The following is a 15,747-nucleotide window of genomic DNA, read 5'->3' on the forward strand; positions in this document are numbered from 1 at the left end:
CCATGATCCTGCTCATCGACAATTACGACAGCTTTACCTGGAACCTTGTCCATTACATGGGCGAGGCCGGGGCCGAGGTCGTCGTCCGCCGCAACGACGTGCTGAGCGTGGACGAGGCGCTGACCATGGGGGCACAGGGAATCGTGATCTCGCCCGGGCCCTGCACCCCGTCGCAAGCAGGGATCATCGTACCGCTGATCCAGGCAGCAGCGGAAAAGGGCGTACCGCTTTTGGGTGTCTGCCTTGGTCATCAGGCCATCGGTGAGGCATTCGGCGGCAAAGTCGTGCGCGCCTGCCGCATCGTTCATGGCAAAACCGACGCCATCACGCATCAGGGCGTCGGCGTCTTTGCCGGGCTGCCTTCGCCACTGACCGCGACGCGCTATCACTCGCTCGCGGTCGAACCGGAAAGCCTGCCCGACTGCCTGAGCGTCACCGCCACCGCAGCGGATGGCACCATCATGGGACTGATGCACAAGACCCTGCCGGTCGAGGGCGTGCAGTTCCACCCCGAAAGCATCGCCTCGGAATACGGTCACGACATGATCCGCAATTTCCTGCGCCGCTGCCAGAATGTGGACGCCGCCGCATGAAGGCCGCACGCACCGACATCCGCCCGCTGATCGGCCTTGCCGCCACCCGCCCGCTGACCGGGGCCGAGGCCGAGGCCGCCTTTTCCGCGCTGTTCGAAGGTGCCGCCACCCCCGCCCAGATCGGCGGGCTGCTGATGGCGATGCGCGTGCGCGGCGAAACGGTCGAGGAAATGGCCGCCGCGACCCGCGCCATGCGCGCCCGCATGAACCGCATCGACGCCCCCGAAGGGGCTGTCGACATCGTCGGGACCGGCGGCGACGGTAAGGGCACGCTGAACATCTCGACCGCCACGGCCTTTGTCGTCGCAGGCGCAGGCGTACCGGTTGCCAAGCACGGTAATCGCAACCTGTCCTCAAAATCCGGCTCGGCGGACGCGCTGACCCATCTGGGACTGAATGTGATGTCCACCCCCGAGATTGCCGAGCATGCTTTGGCGACAACGGGGATCTGCTTCATGATGGCCCCGGTGCATCACCCGGCCATGCGCCATGTTGGTCCCGCACGGGCCGAACTGGGGACGCGGACGATCTTTAACCTGCTGGGGCCGATGACGAACCCCGGCCTTGTCAAACGTCAGCTTACCGGGACGTTCGATAAGGTCTGGAACCGTCCGATGGCTGAGACGCTGCGCACGCTTGGCTCGGAATGCGCATGGCTGGTGCATGGCGGCGACGGCACGGATGAAATCTCGATTGCTGCGCCGACCTGGGTTGCGCAGCTCAAGGACGGCGAGATCACCGAATTCGAGATCACGCCCGAGGACGCAGGCCTGCCGATCCACCCCTTTGAGGCGATTCTGGGCGGAGAGCCTGCCGAGAATGCCGCCGCACTGAGGGCGCTGCTTGATGGCGCTGCGGGGGCCTACCGCGATGCGGTATTGCTGAACGCCTCGGCTGCGCTGCTGATCGCGGGCAAGGCCGCCGATCTGCGGGAAGGGGTCGAGATCGCCCGCGACTCGATCGACAGCGGCAAGGCCAAGGCCAAGCTTGCCGCGCTGGCAGCCGAGGTCGGCGCCCCGCCCGAACCGCATGACTGAGGATATCGCCTCCCCCCGCGCATGGGCCGATCTGCCATTCTTTCGACAGGACTGGCCGGGTATCGCCGCCCGGCTGCGCGGCCATGACTGGCTGCCGGGTCCCGCGCGGGTCTTTGCGGCGCTTGAGCTGACGCCGCCTGAAAATGTGCGGGTGGTCATCCTGGGGCAAGACCCCTACCCCACGCCCGGCCATGCGAACGGGCTGGCCTTTTCGGTAACGCCGGAAACCGCGCTGCCACGCTCACTGAAAAACATCTATGCCGAGATGCGCGAGGATATCGGCGCAGCACCTGCAAACGGCGATCTGAGCCATTGGGCAAGAGCCGGGGTGCTGCTGCTCAACACCTCGCTTTCCGTGCCGCCCGGTCAGGCCGGGGCACATGCAAAATGGGGCTGGGACAGGCTGGCGCGTCAGGCCGTCGCCCGCGCGCAACAGGTCCGTCCCTTGGCCTTTATCCTTTGGGGCGGACATGCACAAAAGGCACTGGCCGGGCTGCCGCGCCCACAGGATCTGGTGATCGAAAGCACCCATCCCTCGCCCCTGTCGGCGCGGCGGGGCTTTTTCGGCTCGCGCCCCTTCAGCCAGGTGAACGACTGGCTGCAAGCCCAAGGCCAGCCCGGCATCGACTGGGCCCTTTCCGAAACCGCCGCTGCGGGGTAAAGCTGAACCATGGATATTCTTGACCGCATCAAGTCCTATAAGCTTGAAGAAATCGCAGCCGCCAAGGCCGCCCGGCCGCTGGCAGGGATTGAGGCCGCCGCCCGCGCCGCCGGCGCCCCCCGGGGGTTTGCCCGTGCGCTGAGTGAAAAGGCCGAGACCGGCCATGCGCTGATCGCCGAGATCAAGAAGGCCAGCCCCTCAAAGGGTCTGATCCGACCCGATTTCGACCCGCCAGCCCTGGCCCGCGCCTATCAGCAAGGTGGCGCGGCCTGCCTTTCGGTTCTGACCGACGCCCCCAGCTTTCAGGGCGCGCCGGAGTTTCTGACCGCCGCGCGCGCGGCCTGTGATCTGCCTGTGCTGCGCAAGGATTTCCTGTACGATACCTATCAGGTGGCCGAAGCCCGCGCCTGGGGGGCGGATTGTATCCTGATCATCATGGCCTCGGTCGATGATGCGCTGGCCGCTGAATTGCAGGACGCGGCCTTTCACTGGGGTATGGACGCGCTGATCGAGGTGCATGACCGCGCCGAACTCGACCGCGCGCTAAGGCTGAAATCCCCGCTGATCGGGGTGAACAACCGCAATCTCAAGACCTTTGAGGTCAGCCTGAACACGACGCTGGATCTGGCGCCGCATGTGCCCGCCGACCGTGATTTAGTGTGCGAAAGCGGGCTGTTCACGCCCGCCGACCTTGACCGTATGGCCGAGGCCGGGGTGCGCCGTTTCCTCATCGGCGAAAGCCTGATGCGGCAAGAGGACGTCACCGGCGCCACCCGCAACATCCTGGGCCTCGCGGCATGAGCCTGACCCATTTCGACGCTCAGGGACAGGCCCATATGGTCGATGTCTCGCAAAAGCCCGAAACAACGCGCGAGGCGGTGGCCGAGGGGGTGGTGCTGATGTCAGCCGGAACGCTGGCGCTGGCTCAGGGTGGCGCGGCCAAGGGCGATGTGATGGGCGTTGCGCGGCTTGCCGGGATCATGGGGGCCAAGCGCACCTCGGATCTGATCCCGCTTTGCCATCCGCTGCCGATTACCAAGGTCTCGGTCGATCTTGTGGCCGAACCCGCGCTGCCCGGCATCCGGGTCACCGCCACCGTCCGCACCACCGGCAAGACCGGCGTCGAGATGGAGGCGCTGACCGCTGTCTCGACCGCCTGTCTGACGGTTTATGACATGCTCAAGGCCGCGCAAAAGGACATGCGTATCGAAAGCATCCGCCTGCTCTCTAAAACAGGTGGCAAGTCCGGCGATTTTCGCGCGCCCTGAAAGGGGGAAACCATGATCAGCGTCGAAGAAGCCCGCGCCCGCGTTCTGGCCCTTGCCCGCCCGCCCGAACCTGAGCAGATTGCGCTGGAACATGCGCTTGGCCGCGCCATGATCGCGCCCGCCGTTGCGCGGCTGACGCAGCCCCCTTTTGATGCCGCAGCCATGGATGGATATGCGCTGCGTTCGGCCGACCTTCCCGGCCCGCTATCCGTGATCGGAACCGCCGCCGCTGGTCAGCCTTGGCAGGGTGAACCCGCGCCTGGGACCGCCATTCGCATCTTTACCGGCGCCCCGGTCCCGGCGGGTTATGACCGTGTTGTCATGCAGGAAATCGTTACCCGTGATGAGGACCAGATCACCGTCGCGGATGCCGGCCAGAACCTGAATATCCGTGCACGCGGAAACGACTTTGCCGAAGGTCACGAGTTCCAGCCCGCCCGCCCGCTGCGCCCGGCAGATCTGGCGTTGCTCGCTGCAATGAACGTGCCTCGTCTGACGGTCGCACGCCGCCCCCGCATCGCCGTATTGGCAGGTGGGGATGAGCTTGTGCGCCCCGGTTCTGACCCCGCGCCGGGCCAGATCATCAGTTCGAACGACATCGCCATCGCTGCATTGGCGCGCGAGGCGGGGGCCGAGCCAATCGTCCTGCCTCTTGCCCGCGACACCGAGGAAAGCCTGCGCGATCGCTTTGCCGAGGCCGAGGGCTGCGACCTGATCGTCACCATTGGCGGAGCCTCGGTCGGAGATCACGACCTGATCGCCAAGGTTGCAGCCGATCTTGGCATGGAACGCGCTTTTTATAAGCTTGCCATGCGGCCCGGCAAACCGCTGATGGCCGGGCGGATCGCCAATGCGGCCATGCTGGGTCTGCCCGGAAACCCCGTCTCTGCCGTGGTTTGCGCAAAACTCTTCATGCAGCCACTGATCCGCGCCATGCAGGGCCTGCCACCGGGCCCCGAGCCGCTGCAGGCGGTGCTGGGGCGCGATCTGCCCCCCGAAGGAAATCGTCAACACTACCTGCGGGCGCAGCTGTCGGCGGGCGACGGTATACCCGTGATCGAACCCTTTGCCGACCAGGATTCCGCGCGGCTGTGGGTACTCGCCCAGGCTGATGCGCTGCTGATCCGCCCCGCAGATGATCCCGCACGCAAGGCCGGAGAGCGGGTAAATTACCTGCCGCTCCAGCAGCGTTAACCGGCCATTTACCCGAATCGCCATAAAGATTGACGCAACACAGGACCTGCGCTAGAACATTCAATGAACATGGTGGCGCCGCAGCAGATCGGGGGCAAGGCATGCTGACAAAGAAACAGATCCAGCTTCTTGAATTCATTCAGGCGCGCATGGCCCGCGACGGGGTTCCACCCTCTTTTGACGAGATGAAGCTGGCGCTGGACCTGCGCTCCAAATCGGGGATCCACAGGCTTGTGACCGCGCTGGAGGAGCGTGGTTTCATCCGCCGCCTGCCCCATCGCGCGCGGGCACTGGAAATCGTCCGCCTGCCCGACAGCCTTAGCAAAGGCACGGGTTTTCAACCCCGTGTGATCGACGGATCGGCCCCCGGTCGGCCCGGCCCCCTGCCGCGCGGCGCGATGGATGTTGCGGCCTCGGCTGTTGAGCTGCCGGTGATGGGCCGCATCGCCGCCGGTGTTCCGATCGAGGCGATCTCGGAAATCTCACATCACATCGCCGTGCCGGGCTCAATGCTCGCAGGTCAGGATCGTCACTATGCGCTTGAAGTGCGCGGCGACTCGATGATCGAGGCCGGGATTAACGATGGCGATGTGGTGGTGATCCGTGAACAGGACATTGCCGATAATGGCGATATCGTGGTGGCGCTGATCGAAAGCCAGGAAGTGACGCTGAAGCGTTTCCGCCGCAAGGGCGGCATGATCGCGCTTGAGGCCGCGAACTCTGCTTATGAAACCCGCGTCCTGCCCGAAGACAAGGTACGCATCCAGGGCCGCCTCGTCGGGTTGATCCGCAGCTACTAGGCTCAGGGCCAAAGGGCTCTGTTTCCTGTTCAATTGCGCGGCACGAATGGCCGGGTGGCGTTGCGGGTTTCGACCGGCTGGGGTAACCATGGCCCAAAGGCGACAGGTCAAGGACAATCCATGCGCGCTCTGACACTTCACATCCTCGCTCTGGTCATGATGCTAGCTCTGCCGGCGCGGGCTTTCGACACCAATGCCCGCGCGGCCTGGGTCTATGATGTGGCGACCGGCACCGTGTTGATGGAAAAGAATGCCGATGAGGCCCTGCCCCCGGCCTCGATGTCCAAGCTGATGACCATCTATATGCTGTTCGAGGCCCTGCATGAGGGTCGGGTACAGCTTGATACCCGCCTGCCCGTCTCGACCAAGGCCCGGCAGATGCAGGGTTCGACCATGTTCCTGAACGAACAGGACCGCCCCACGGTCGAAGAGCTGATCAAGGGCATCATCGTGCTTTCCGGCAATGATGCCTGCGTTGTGGTGGCCGAGGGGCTTGCCGGCACCGAAGAAGCTTTTGCCCGTCAGATGACCGAACGCGGCCGGCAGTTGGGGCTGACCCAATCGACCTTTGCCAATGCCTCGGGCTGGCCCGATCCCCGTCACCGCATGTCCGCACATGATCTGGGTATTCTGGCACAGCACCTGATCAGCGACTTCCCCGAGCTTTACAGGAATTTTGCCATCGAGGAATTCCGCTTTGACAATCGCGCCCCGGCAAACCGCTTTAACCGCAACCCGCTGCTCAAGCTTGGCATCGGCGCGGACGGGCTGAAAACCGGCCATACCCAAGAGGCGGGCTATGGCCTTGTCGGCTCGGCGGTTCAGGGCGACCGCCGCGTGATTTTTGTGATCACGGGCCTTCCCAGCGAAAAGGCCCGCGCCGAAGAGGCCGAGCGTATCGTCAACTGGGCCTATCGCCAGTTCACCATGAAAACCATCGTCCCCAAGGGTGAGATTGTTGCCCAAGCTCCGGTCTGGCTTGGCAGCAAAAGCAGGGTTGGCCTGACCACCGCCGATGGCGTCAAGGTGCTGATCCCGGCCGGCTCGCAATCCGGCGTCACCGCCGAAGCAGTGTTTCGTGGCCCCATCGAGGCACCGATCACCCAGGGTGACCGCTTGGGTGAGCTGGTCGTGACCATCCCCGGCGCCGGGCAGTCGCGTTTGCCGCTTTTGGCCGCAAGCGATGTCGCCCGCACCGGGGTCCTGGGCCGGATGCAGGGCGCCGCCATGCGTCTGGGCGAAAAAGCTTATAAAGCCGTGCGGAACTGAGGCCGCTCCCCAAGCATGTTCATCAGTTTCGAGGGCATAGACGGATCAGGGAAATCGACGCAGGCGCGGCGGCTTGCCCAGACTTTGGCGGCGCGCGCCACCGAGGTGGTGTTGACCCGCGAACCCGGTGGCAGTGAGGGCGCCGAGGAAATCCGCCGTCTGCTGGTCGAGGGCCGCGGCGAACGCTGGTCCCCTGAAACCGAGCTTTTGCTCTTTACCGCCGCACGCCGAGACCATGTGGAACGGCTGATCCGCCCGGCGCGCGCCCGCGGCGCTTGGGTTATTACCGACCGCTTTGCCGATTCCACCCGTGTCTATCAGGGACTCGTGCGGGCCGATCTGCGCCAACTTGTCGAAGAGCTGCACCGGCTGACCATCGGCATCGAGCCAGACCTGACTTTTATCATCGACATCGACCCCGAGGTTTCCTTGACACGTGGGCAAGCGCGCGGCGGCCCCGAGGACCGGTTTGAAACCTTTGGCCTGACCTTTCAGAAAAAGCTGCGAGAGGGTTTCCTGACCCTTGCCGCCGAGGCGCCCGAACGTATCCGCGTCATAGATGGCAGCGGCAGCGAGGATGAGGTTGCCACCCGCGTTCTTGCGGCACTGACATGAGCAGACCCGCCGCCAGCGACGAAGCGCTTCCCGAACCGGATCGCGTACCCGGCGCACCCCACCCGCGTGAGGCCACCCGCGTCATTGGGCAGGATGCTGCGATTGCCGACTTCATCGCCGCTGCCCGGGCCCAACGGCTGCATCATGCCTGGCTGATCTCAGGCCCCAGGGGAACGGGCAAAGCCACCCTTGCCTGGAATGTCGCCAAATGGTTGCTGAGCGGCGCTGACACCCCGGACCTGTCCACCCACCCCGAGGACCCGATTATCCGGCGCATCCGCGCCCTATCCGAGCCGCGCCTGCTTCTTGTCCGCCGCCCGGTTGATGAGAAAACCCAGCGCCTGCGGGCAGAAATCACCGTGGATGAGATCCGCCGTTTGCAGAGCTTTTTCCACCTGAGCGCGGCCGAAGGCGGCCATCGCGTCGCCATCATCGATGCGGCGGATGAGATGAATCAGGCCGCAGCCAATGCGCTGTTAAAGCTGCTGGAAGAGCCGCCGCAGGATTCGACCCTGCTGCTTATCGCGCATCAGCCGGCGCGGCTTTTGCCGACCATCCGCTCACGTTGCCGCGAACTGCGGCTGCATCCGCTCAACCCCGAGGATATGGGGCAGGTTTTACAGGATCTGGGCCTTGACCACGACGCGGCACAGCTGTCGGCCCTGTCAGGCGGTTCGATTGGCGAGGCGCTGCGGCTGGCGGGTCAAGATGGGCTAGAGGTCTATCAGCGCATCGTCGGACTTTTTGCTGATTACCCGCGCATGGACCGCCGCGCTGCCGCAGCGCTTGCCGAACTGGCAGCAGGCCGCGCGGGGGCCGAGGGCGATCCCTTTGATCTGGTGGTCACCCTGCTTGACCGTTTCCTGACCCGGGCGGCACGAGCTGGCCTGCTGGGCGCACCTCTGCCCGAGGCAGCCAAGGGTGAGACCGAGGTCCTGCGCCGCATCTCGCCCGATCCTGTGGCGGCCCGGCTTTGGGCGGGCGCACAGGCCGAACTCTCTGCCCGCGCCCGGGCCGGCAGGTCGGTCAACCTTGACCCTTCCGCGCTGGTGTTGGATATGCTGATCGGGCTTGCCAACCAGCCCGCCGTCTGACGGAATCTGCCATGTCCGAACCTGACCTTCCCCTCCTGGTGGACAGCCATTGCCACCTGGATTTCCCCGACTTTGACGGCGAACAGGCCGATCTGATTGCACGCGCCCAGGCCGCTGGCGTGATCCGCATGGTCACGATCTGCACCCGGATGTACAAAGAGCCGGCCGTGCGCGCCATCGCCGAGGCCTATCCCGGCGTATTTTACGCAGCCGGCATCCACCCGATGTATGCCGCCGAAGAGCCGCTGGTCACGGTTGATGAACTGGTGGCGCTTTCCGCACATCCGAAATTCGTCGGCATTGGCGAGACTGGACTGGATTATCACTATACCGCCGACAGCGCCGCCGTTCAGGCTGAAAGCCTGCGCATCCACATCGAGGCTGCACGCCGTACCGGCCTGCCACTGATCATCCACTCGCGTGATGCCGATGAAGATATGGCACGCATCCTGACCGAAGAGTACCGTACCGGCGCGTTTACCGGCGTCATGCATTGCTATACCAGCGGGCCGGAACTGGCCCGTGCGGCGCTGGAGATCGGCTTTTACCTGTCCATGTCAGGGATCGCGGCTTTTCCGCGCTCGACCGGGATCCGCGAGATTTTCGCCGCCGCGCCTCAGGACCGTATCCTGGTTGAGACTGACGCGCCTTACCTCGCCCCCCCACCCTATCGCGGCAAGCGCAATGAGCCGGCCTATGTCGTCCACACCGCAAAGGTCGGGGCCGACCTTCTGGGCATGACCGAGGCAGAGTTCGCACGCCTTACCTCACAGAACTTCGAGCGGCTGTTCAGCAAGGCCGTGGCATGATCCGGGCCACGATCCTTGGCTGCGGTTCCTCGGGCGGGGTGCCGCGGCTGGGCAATCGCTGGGGCGAGTGCAACCCGGATAATCCGCGCAACCGGCGGCGGCGCTGCTCGCTGCTGGTCGAGCGTGTTGGCCAGGACGGCGCCACCCGGCTGTTGATCGACACGGGCCCCGATCTGGTGCCGCAACTGCTTGATGCCGGCGTGGCCGAGCTTGACGCCGTCGCCTATACCCACGCCCATGCCGATCATACCCATGGGATCGACGACCTGCGTCAGATCGTATTTAACATCGGCAGTCGCTTGCCGGTCTGGGCGGATGCACAGACGACCGAGGCTTTGAAAACCCGGTTTGGTTATGCGTTCGAGACGCCTTTGGGATCCTCTTATCCGCCGATCTGCGACCTTTACCCGATCCGCGGCCCCTTTGCCGTCCAAGGCGCTGGCGGCCCGATTGAGGTCACGCCTTTTACGGTCAATCACGGTGATATCGACGCGCTTGGCTTTCGTATCGGCGGCAACGGACAAAGCCTTATCTATCTGCCCGATGTGCTGTCGATCCCCGAAGAGGCCTGGTCGGTCATCAAGGGGTGCGAGGTCTTTATCTGCGATGCGCTGCGCCGCACGCCGCATCCAAGCCATGCCCATCTGGCGCTGACGCTGGAATGGCTGGCCCGTTCGGGCTGTGTGCAAGGTGTGGTGACCAATATGCACATCGACCTGGATTATGACGCGGTCATGGCCGAGACCCCTGATAACGTGGTCCCCGCTTATGATGGGATGCAGATCGAACTGACATGACCGCGCTTTTCGACGTCATCCTGCCGGTCTTTCTGGTCGTCGGCTTTGGCTATCTGGTCTGCTGGCGCAAATGGCTGACCGAGGTGGCGGTCGATGGCGTGATGCGCTTTGCCCAGAACTTTGCCCTGCCGGTGCTGCTGTTTTCAGCCATCGCCAGGCTGGATCTGGGGGCGAATTACAACCCGCTGCTGCTTTTGGCTTTTTACTGTGGCGCGATCCTGTCCTTTCTGCTGGGCGTTGCGCTGGCGCGCTATTGGCTGAAGCGCCCGGTCGAGGACGCCATCGCCATCGGCTTTGTCTGCCTGTTTTCAAACTCGCTGCTGCTTGGCGTGCCGATCACCGAGCGCGCCTATGGGGCCGAGGCGCTGGTGGGCAACTTTACCATCATCTCGATCCATTCGCCGCTGCTTTACACGTTTGGCATCACGGCGATGGAGTTCGCCCGTGCACAGGGCCAGAACCTGCCTCTGGGCCGGGTGGCGCTACGCGCACTGTCGGGGGTTTTGCACACGCCTTTGGTGATCGGCATTCTGTGCGGCTTTGCCATGAACCTGATGGGCCTTGCCGGACTGGTCATGCCCGACGGTTTCTGGGCCGCGGTCACGATGATGTCCAGTGCCGCCCTGCCCGCCGCCCTCTTTGGACTGGGGGGTATTCTTTACCGCTACCGCCCCGAAGGCGAGATGCGGGCGATTGCGCTGTGCTGCTTTGGCTCACTCCTGTTGCACCCGGCAGTGACTTTTGGACTGGGCAAGCTCTTTGCCCTCAGCATCGCCGAGATGCGTTCGGCCGTCGTTACCGCAGCAATGCCGCCCGGGGTCAACGCCTATCTTTTTGCTGCGCTTTACGGGGTGGCGAAACGCGTGTCAGCCTCGGCGGTGCTGGTAGCGACGGGGTTGTCGATCCTGACTGTGTGGTTCTGGCTGGGCGCCCTGCCCTGATATGAAAACGCCGCCCCTTGGGGCGGCGCTTATCTTTACCGCGGGGTCAGACCGCGCAGCCGCTCGGACCGGCGTCGCAACAGCTCGACCGTGGTCAATAGCGCGATCGAAAAAATCACCAGCAGCGTTGCTACCGCAAGGATCGCAGGCGAAATCTGTTCGCGAATACCGTTCCACATCTGGCGCGGGATGGTCTGCTGATCCGGACCAGCGATGAACAGGACCGCCACAACCTCGTCAAACGAGGTGACAAAGGCAAATAGTGCCCCCGAGATCACGCCCGGCAGGATAAGCGGCATGGTGATGCGAAAGAACGTCGTACGCGGGTTGGCGCCAAGACTTGCCGCCGCACGGTTCAGCGACTGGTCAAAACCGATCAGCGTCGCGGTCACGGTAATGATGACAAAGGGAATCCCCAGCGTCGCATGGGCCAGGATCACGCCCAGATATGTCCCGGCCAGCCGTCCGCATTCCGGGTTCAGTCCAAGCCAGCTCAGAGGTTCGCAGGGGTTCGAGTAAAAGAAGAACATCCCCGTCGCGGTAATGATGATCGGCACGATCATGGGCGAGATCAGGATCGCCATGATCGCACGCCGCCAGGGCATCTCGGGCCGTGACAGACCCAGCGCGGCCAGCGTCCCCAGGACAGTGGCGATCAGCGTCGAGAATACGCCGATGATGATCGAGCTTTTCGCCGCATTCACCCATTTGGCATTGTGCCAGGCATCCGCCCACCAGCTGAGGTCGCGCGGCGCATCGGGTCGCGCCATGCCAAAGGTCAAGAGGCTGTCATACCAGCGCAGCGAATAGCCGTCGGGGTCAAAGGACAACATCTTGTCAGTAAAGGTGAAATAGGGCTCGGCGTTGAACGATAGCGGGATCACCACCACGATCGGCGCGATCAGAAAGAAAAAGATCGCCGCGCAGATCACCAGATATGCGTAATGCCAGATTTTTTCCAGCGGAGAGGCATAGGTAGGAAGAGCCATCGCGATCACCCAAGCTTCAGATTGTCGATGCCGACAAGACGGTCATAGACCCAGTAAAGCACCAGCACTCCGGCCAGCAGCAGCGCGGCAAGGGCCGCAGCCATCGACCAGTTCAGCGTCTGCGTCATATGCATGGCGATCATGTTCGAGATCAGCTGACCCGACGATCCGCCAACCAGCGCCGGCGTGATGTAATAGCCGACCGCAAGGATAAAGACGAGCAACGCCCCCGCCCCCAGCCCCGGCAGGGTCTGCGGGAAATAGATCCGGCGGAATGCAGTCCAGCTGGTTGCACCAAGGCTGCGGGCCGCGCGGACGTAAGAGGGGTTGATGGTCCGCATCACCGAATAAAGCGGCAGGATCATGAAGGGCAGCAGGATATGCGTCATCGCAATAATGGTGCCCGTCTGGTTAAAGATCATCTGTAGCCGCTGGCTGTTGCCGATCACCCCCAGCCAGACAAGGACATCATTGACCACGCCTTGCTGCTGCAACAGCACCATCCACGCGGTCGTCCGGACCAGCAGCGAGGTCCAGAAGGGCAAAAGCACCAGGATCATCAGCAGGTTTGATCTGCGCATCGGCAGGGTGGCCAGCAGATGCGCGATCGGAAAGCCCAGCAGGAAGGTCATGAAGGTGATGACCAGCGACAGCCAAAAGGTGCGCATGAACAGTTTGACATAGATCTGCTGTTGCGCCGGAGCCGAGACGATATCGCCCTGTTCGTCACGGGTGCGGTCTACCGCCGCCAGATAGAAATTCGAGGTATAGGGCGAGGATGCCTCGCGCATCACTGACCATAGTTTCGGATCGCCCCATTTCTGGTCCATCTCAAGGATGGCCTCTTTGTAGGGCGGCTCGATACCCGAACGGGCCTTGCGCCCTGCCGAGGTGAACAGCGAACGCGTGCCGGGCATATCATAGTTGATACGGGTGCCGACCACGCCGATGGTACGCGCCTTGGCCGCCGCCTGCAGATCCCCTGCCAGCGCCGCCCAAGCCGCATCGTCAGGCTCGGTGCCGCGCGGGTTTTCGTGAAACCACGCGCTGAGACTGGGCATATTGGCCGAAAAGCCGTCATTCTTGACCGAACGTTGCAACATCTGCCCAATCGGCACCACAAAGGTGATCAGAATGAACAGCAAAAGCGGCAGAACAAGCAGAAAGGCCCGCCGGCGTGCGCGCCGTGAACTGCGCACAAGCGCCTGTTTCAGCGGTCGACCGTCTGCGGTCCTTAAGGTGCCGCCTTCGTCAGGGCCGGCGGCCTCGGTCACGATGGCGGCATGGGGGTCAAGGGCTTTGGCCATCTCAATCCTTCGTCAGGCGTTCCTTGGTCTTGGACTGCGGCCCGGACCAGCCGGGCCGCAGAAAGCGATGCGATCAGTTGGCGGCAAGCCAGCTGTTGAACCTTTCGGTCAGTTCGGCACCATGATCGGCCCAGAACTCCGGGTCGTCCATGACGGCGGTCTTCATATGCTCTTCGTTGGTCGGCATATGCGGACCCATCTCGGTCTTGCCATCCTCATACAGACCGACCAGTGCCGCCGAGCTTTTGCGCGACGGCCCATAGGCAATGTATTTCGCCTGATTGGCGAGCTGTTCGGTCGAGGTGGCGAATTTCAGATATTCCAGCGCCGCCTCGGGGTTGGGTGAGCCCTTGGGAATGGCGAACATGTCCATATCCATGTATTGCCCGTCCCAGATGATCTCGAAGGGCTTGCCCTCGCCCACCATGGCGTCAAAGAAGCGGCCGTTATAGCCAGTGGTCATCACCACCTCGCCATCGGCCAAAAGCTGGACCGGCTGGGCGCCTGCCTCCCACCAGACCACATCTTTTTTGATGGTGTCGAGCTTGGCAAAGGCACGATCCACGCCCTCGGGCGTGCCAAGCGCCTCATATATCTGGTCGGGGGCGACGCCGTCAGCGATCAGCGCCAGATAAAGCGTGCGCTTGGGGTTCTTGGGCAGGCCGCGTTTGCCGGGGAATTTCGCGGTGTCAAAGAAATCCGCTGCCGTCGAGGGCTTTTCACCGCTGAACTTGGTAGTGTCAAAGGCGATAGGCGTGCCCCAAAAGATGTTGGCCACCGCACATTCGCGCAACGCGCCGGGGATAAAGTCCTGTTCGGCCGGGGTGCCATCGGGCGCGGGCGGCAGCGTGGCGGGGTCAATCTCGACCAGCGCGCCTTCGTCGCACAGGCGGATCGCGTCCGAAACCTCGATGTCAAAGACGTCGCCGGTGACATTTCCGGCCTCGACCTGGGCCTTGAGCGGCGTCGCGGGGTTGTCGGCAGCCATCATGTTTACCTTGATGCCGGTCTTTTCGGCAAAGGGCATGTTATAGGCCTGGACCTGCGACTTTTCATAAGCTCCGCCCCAGGACACGACGTTGACTTCCTGGTTCTGAGCCTGAGCCGCAAGACCCAGGCCACAAAGGGCCGTGGTCAGGATCAATCTGGTTCTCATGTTCTACTCCCGTTGGTTTTGCGGCTCTTGTGGCCGTTCTTGCGCCCGTTTCGGGCTTTTGGATGACCACGGCGAGAAACCCGCCGCGGCCGGCGATCAAAGGGGCGTCAGTTCGCCGCAAGCCAGGCGTTGAAACGCTCTTGCAGTTCGGCGTCGTGATCGACCCAGAAATCAAGATTCGAGGCCAGCGCCTCGGTCATGTTGTCAGCAAAGGTCGGCAGGTTCGGCCCCATCGGAACGTCGGTACCTTCGATATTGCCGACCAGCGCAGCGGCCGATTTGCGCGGCGGACCGTAGCTGATGAACTCGGCCGCACGGGCCTGCTGTTCAGGCGCGGTCGAGAAGGCGATGAATTCCTTGGCCGCCTCGATATTCGGGGCGCCTTTCGGCACGACCCAGCCCTCCATCTCATAGATCTGGCCGTTCCAGACGATCTTGAAGGGTTTGCCCTCTTTCTGTGCAGCGTCAAAGATCCGGCCGTTGAAAGCAAAGGCCATCGTCACCTCGCCATCCGCCAAAAGCTGCGGAGGCTGGGCGCCGGCTTCCCACCAGATCACGTCGTTCTTGATGGTTTCCAGCTTGGCAAAGGCACGGTCCACGCCTTCGGGGGTGCCAAGCACCTCATAGACCTGATCGGGGGCGACGCCATCGGCCATCAGCGCAAGCTCAAGGTTGAACTTGGCACCCTTGCGCATGGTGCGCTTGCCGGGGAACTTGGCCGTGTCAAAGAAATCGGCAGGGCCAGCCGGTTTCGCGTCCGAGAACTTGCTGTCGTCATAGGCCAGGATCATCGAATAGACGTCCGTGCCGACGAAACAGTCGGTGATCGCGCCTTCGATAAAGTCATCGGCAGCGGCAGTGCCATCGCCCGCCGCGGTCAGGATCGATGAATCGATCTCTTCCAGCAGGCCCTCGTCGCACAGGCGCACGGCATCGGCATATTCGACCGAGGCGACGTCGATGGTGACGTTACCAGCCTCGACCTGGCCCTTGATGGGCGTGGCAGGGTTGTCCGCGTCCGAAACCGCGACCTTGATGCCGGTCTTGGCCTCGAAGGGCTTCACGTAAGCCTGGACATGGCTGTTGCCATAAGCTCCACCCCAGGACAGCAGGTTCAGCTGCTTGTCCTGCGCCTGAGCAGAGGCAGCGACGGCGATCAGCGCAGAAGTCAGTATCAACGTGCGTTTCATCATAACTCCGTGGTTCCTTGCTGGATG

The 15,747-nt window shown here is 63.3% G+C and carries 17 protein-coding genes; 13 read left to right on the top strand and 4 right to left on the bottom strand.

Annotated elements, in window-relative coordinates:
- Window positions 1–2: 2 nt before the first annotated feature.
- The 13 genes from PARACOCCUSGL_RS0102490 (at window position 3) to PARACOCCUSGL_RS0102550 (ending at window position 11,078) form a co-directional block, all read left to right on the top strand.
- On the top strand, window positions 3–593 hold the full coding sequence (locus PARACOCCUSGL_RS0102490) for an aminodeoxychorismate/anthranilate synthase component II (RefSeq protein ID WP_010392699.1): 591 nt from the start codon (window positions 3–5) through the stop codon (window positions 591–593).
- Window positions 590–1,630, top strand: a complete 1,041-nt coding sequence (gene trpD / locus PARACOCCUSGL_RS0102495; protein ID WP_010392702.1) for an anthranilate phosphoribosyltransferase — start codon at window positions 590–592, stop codon at window positions 1,628–1,630. Before PARACOCCUSGL_RS0102490 ends, trpD begins: the two co-directional genes overlap by 4 nt.
- Window positions 1,623–2,291 (top strand): uracil-DNA glycosylase, encoded by a 669-nt coding sequence (locus PARACOCCUSGL_RS0102500; protein ID WP_010392704.1) that lies wholly within the window; start codon window positions 1,623–1,625, stop codon window positions 2,289–2,291. The genes trpD and PARACOCCUSGL_RS0102500 overlap by 8 nt, the downstream gene beginning before the upstream one ends.
- 9 nt (window positions 2,292–2,300) lie before the next feature.
- Window positions 2,301–3,092 carry an indole-3-glycerol phosphate synthase TrpC gene (gene trpC, locus PARACOCCUSGL_RS0102505; protein ID WP_010392705.1) on the top strand — a complete coding sequence of 264 codons (792 nt, stop codon included), beginning with the start codon at window positions 2,301–2,303 and terminating at the stop codon, window positions 3,090–3,092.
- Window positions 3,089–3,559, top strand: coding sequence for a cyclic pyranopterin monophosphate synthase MoaC (gene moaC / locus PARACOCCUSGL_RS0102510; protein WP_010392706.1), 471 nt, complete (start codon window positions 3,089–3,091; stop codon window positions 3,557–3,559). The genes trpC and moaC overlap by 4 nt, the downstream gene beginning before the upstream one ends.
- Window positions 3,560–3,571: 12 nt before the next feature.
- Window positions 3,572–4,753 carry a gephyrin-like molybdotransferase Glp gene (glp, locus tag PARACOCCUSGL_RS0102515; RefSeq protein ID WP_010392709.1) on the top strand — a complete coding sequence of 394 codons (1,182 nt, stop codon included), beginning with the start codon at window positions 3,572–3,574 and terminating at the stop codon, window positions 4,751–4,753.
- 101 nt (window positions 4,754–4,854) lie between these two features.
- Window positions 4,855–5,553, top strand: coding sequence for a transcriptional repressor LexA (gene lexA / locus PARACOCCUSGL_RS0102520; RefSeq protein WP_010392711.1), 699 nt, complete (start codon window positions 4,855–4,857; stop codon window positions 5,551–5,553).
- A 120-nt stretch (window positions 5,554–5,673) separates the two neighbouring features.
- The gene (locus tag PARACOCCUSGL_RS0102525) at window positions 5,674–6,822 is read left to right on the top strand and encodes a D-alanyl-D-alanine carboxypeptidase family protein (protein WP_010392714.1); all 1,149 of its coding nucleotides are present in this window, start codon (window positions 5,674–5,676) and stop codon (window positions 6,820–6,822) included.
- A 15-nt stretch (window positions 6,823–6,837) separates the two neighbouring features.
- Complete coding sequence (gene tmk, locus PARACOCCUSGL_RS0102530) at window positions 6,838–7,437, top strand: dTMP kinase (protein WP_010392716.1); 600 nt, start codon at window positions 6,838–6,840, stop codon at window positions 7,435–7,437.
- Window positions 7,434–8,531 carry a DNA polymerase III subunit delta' gene (locus PARACOCCUSGL_RS0102535; RefSeq protein ID WP_010392719.1) on the top strand — a complete coding sequence of 366 codons (1,098 nt, stop codon included), beginning with the start codon at window positions 7,434–7,436 and terminating at the stop codon, window positions 8,529–8,531. Before tmk ends, PARACOCCUSGL_RS0102535 begins: the two co-directional genes overlap by 4 nt.
- Window positions 8,532–8,542: 11 nt before the next feature.
- Window positions 8,543–9,340, top strand: a complete 798-nt coding sequence (locus tag PARACOCCUSGL_RS0102540; protein ID WP_010392721.1) for a TatD family hydrolase — start codon at window positions 8,543–8,545, stop codon at window positions 9,338–9,340.
- Complete coding sequence (locus PARACOCCUSGL_RS0102545; RefSeq protein ID WP_010392723.1) at window positions 9,337–10,137, top strand: MBL fold metallo-hydrolase; 801 nt, start codon at window positions 9,337–9,339, stop codon at window positions 10,135–10,137. The genes PARACOCCUSGL_RS0102540 and PARACOCCUSGL_RS0102545 overlap by 4 nt, the downstream gene beginning before the upstream one ends.
- Complete coding sequence (locus tag PARACOCCUSGL_RS0102550; RefSeq protein WP_010392725.1) at window positions 10,134–11,078, top strand: AEC family transporter; 945 nt, start codon at window positions 10,134–10,136, stop codon at window positions 11,076–11,078. The genes PARACOCCUSGL_RS0102545 and PARACOCCUSGL_RS0102550 overlap by 4 nt, the downstream gene beginning before the upstream one ends.
- A 35-nt stretch (window positions 11,079–11,113) precedes the next feature.
- On the opposite strand, the gene PARACOCCUSGL_RS0102555 is transcribed toward PARACOCCUSGL_RS0102550, so the two are convergent.
- The 4 genes from PARACOCCUSGL_RS0102555 to PARACOCCUSGL_RS0102570 form a co-directional block, all read right to left on the bottom strand.
- On the bottom strand, window positions 11,114–12,067 hold the full coding sequence (locus PARACOCCUSGL_RS0102555; RefSeq protein ID WP_029371373.1) for an ABC transporter permease: 954 nt from the start codon (window positions 12,065–12,067) through the stop codon (window positions 11,114–11,116).
- 5 nt (window positions 12,068–12,072) lie between these two features.
- On the bottom strand, window positions 12,073–13,374 hold the full coding sequence (locus PARACOCCUSGL_RS0102560; RefSeq protein WP_010392728.1) for an ABC transporter permease: 1,302 nt from the start codon (window positions 13,372–13,374) through the stop codon (window positions 12,073–12,075).
- 73 nt (window positions 13,375–13,447) lie between these two features.
- Window positions 13,448–14,530, bottom strand: a complete 1,083-nt coding sequence (locus PARACOCCUSGL_RS0102565; RefSeq protein WP_029371376.1) for an ABC transporter substrate-binding protein — start codon at window positions 14,528–14,530, stop codon at window positions 13,448–13,450.
- A 107-nt stretch (window positions 14,531–14,637) separates the two neighbouring features.
- Complete coding sequence (locus tag PARACOCCUSGL_RS0102570) at window positions 14,638–15,720, bottom strand: ABC transporter substrate-binding protein (protein WP_029371378.1); 1,083 nt, start codon at window positions 15,718–15,720, stop codon at window positions 14,638–14,640.
- Window positions 15,721–15,747 lie beyond the last annotated feature (27 nt).

Source organism: Paracoccus sp. TRP (assembly GCF_000185925.1).
Lineage (GTDB): Bacteria > Pseudomonadota > Alphaproteobacteria > Rhodobacterales > Rhodobacteraceae > Paracoccus > Paracoccus kondratievae.

Bases quoted from the DNA above. Each gene is read 5' to 3' on its own strand.
- trpD (WP_010392702.1), top strand. From the start codon at position 590: ATGAAGGCCGCACGCACCGACATCCGCCCGCTGATCGGCCTTGCCGCC.
- trpC (WP_010392705.1), top strand. From the start codon at position 2,301: ATGGATATTCTTGACCGCATCAAGTCCTATAAGCTTGAAGAAATCGCA.
- glp (WP_010392709.1), top strand. From the start codon at position 3,572: ATGATCAGCGTCGAAGAAGCCCGCGCCCGCGTTCTGGCCCTTGCCCGC.
- PARACOCCUSGL_RS0102525 (WP_010392714.1), top strand. From the start codon at position 5,674: ATGCGCGCTCTGACACTTCACATCCTCGCTCTGGTCATGATGCTAGCT.
- PARACOCCUSGL_RS0102500 (WP_010392704.1), top strand. From the start codon at position 1,623: ATGACTGAGGATATCGCCTCCCCCCGCGCATGGGCCGATCTGCCATTC.
- PARACOCCUSGL_RS0102490 (WP_010392699.1), top strand. From the start codon at position 3: ATGATCCTGCTCATCGACAATTACGACAGCTTTACCTGGAACCTTGTC.
- lexA (WP_010392711.1), top strand. From the start codon at position 4,855: ATGCTGACAAAGAAACAGATCCAGCTTCTTGAATTCATTCAGGCGCGC.
- PARACOCCUSGL_RS0102540 (WP_010392721.1), top strand. From the start codon at position 8,543: ATGTCCGAACCTGACCTTCCCCTCCTGGTGGACAGCCATTGCCACCTG.
- PARACOCCUSGL_RS0102570 (WP_029371378.1), bottom strand. From the start codon at position 15,720: ATGAAACGCACGTTGATACTGACTTCTGCGCTGATCGCCGTCGCTGCC.
- moaC (WP_010392706.1), top strand. From the start codon at position 3,089: ATGAGCCTGACCCATTTCGACGCTCAGGGACAGGCCCATATGGTCGAT.
- PARACOCCUSGL_RS0102545 (WP_010392723.1), top strand. From the start codon at position 9,337: ATGATCCGGGCCACGATCCTTGGCTGCGGTTCCTCGGGCGGGGTGCCG.
- PARACOCCUSGL_RS0102550 (WP_010392725.1), top strand. From the start codon at position 10,134: ATGACCGCGCTTTTCGACGTCATCCTGCCGGTCTTTCTGGTCGTCGGC.
- PARACOCCUSGL_RS0102565 (WP_029371376.1), bottom strand. From the start codon at position 14,530: ATGAGAACCAGATTGATCCTGACCACGGCCCTTTGTGGCCTGGGTCTT.
- PARACOCCUSGL_RS0102555 (WP_029371373.1), bottom strand. From the start codon at position 12,067: ATGGCTCTTCCTACCTATGCCTCTCCGCTGGAAAAAATCTGGCATTAC.
- tmk (WP_010392716.1), top strand. From the start codon at position 6,838: ATGTTCATCAGTTTCGAGGGCATAGACGGATCAGGGAAATCGACGCAG.
- PARACOCCUSGL_RS0102560 (WP_010392728.1), bottom strand. From the start codon at position 13,374: ATGGCCAAAGCCCTTGACCCCCATGCCGCCATCGTGACCGAGGCCGCC.
- PARACOCCUSGL_RS0102535 (WP_010392719.1), top strand. From the start codon at position 7,434: ATGAGCAGACCCGCCGCCAGCGACGAAGCGCTTCCCGAACCGGATCGC.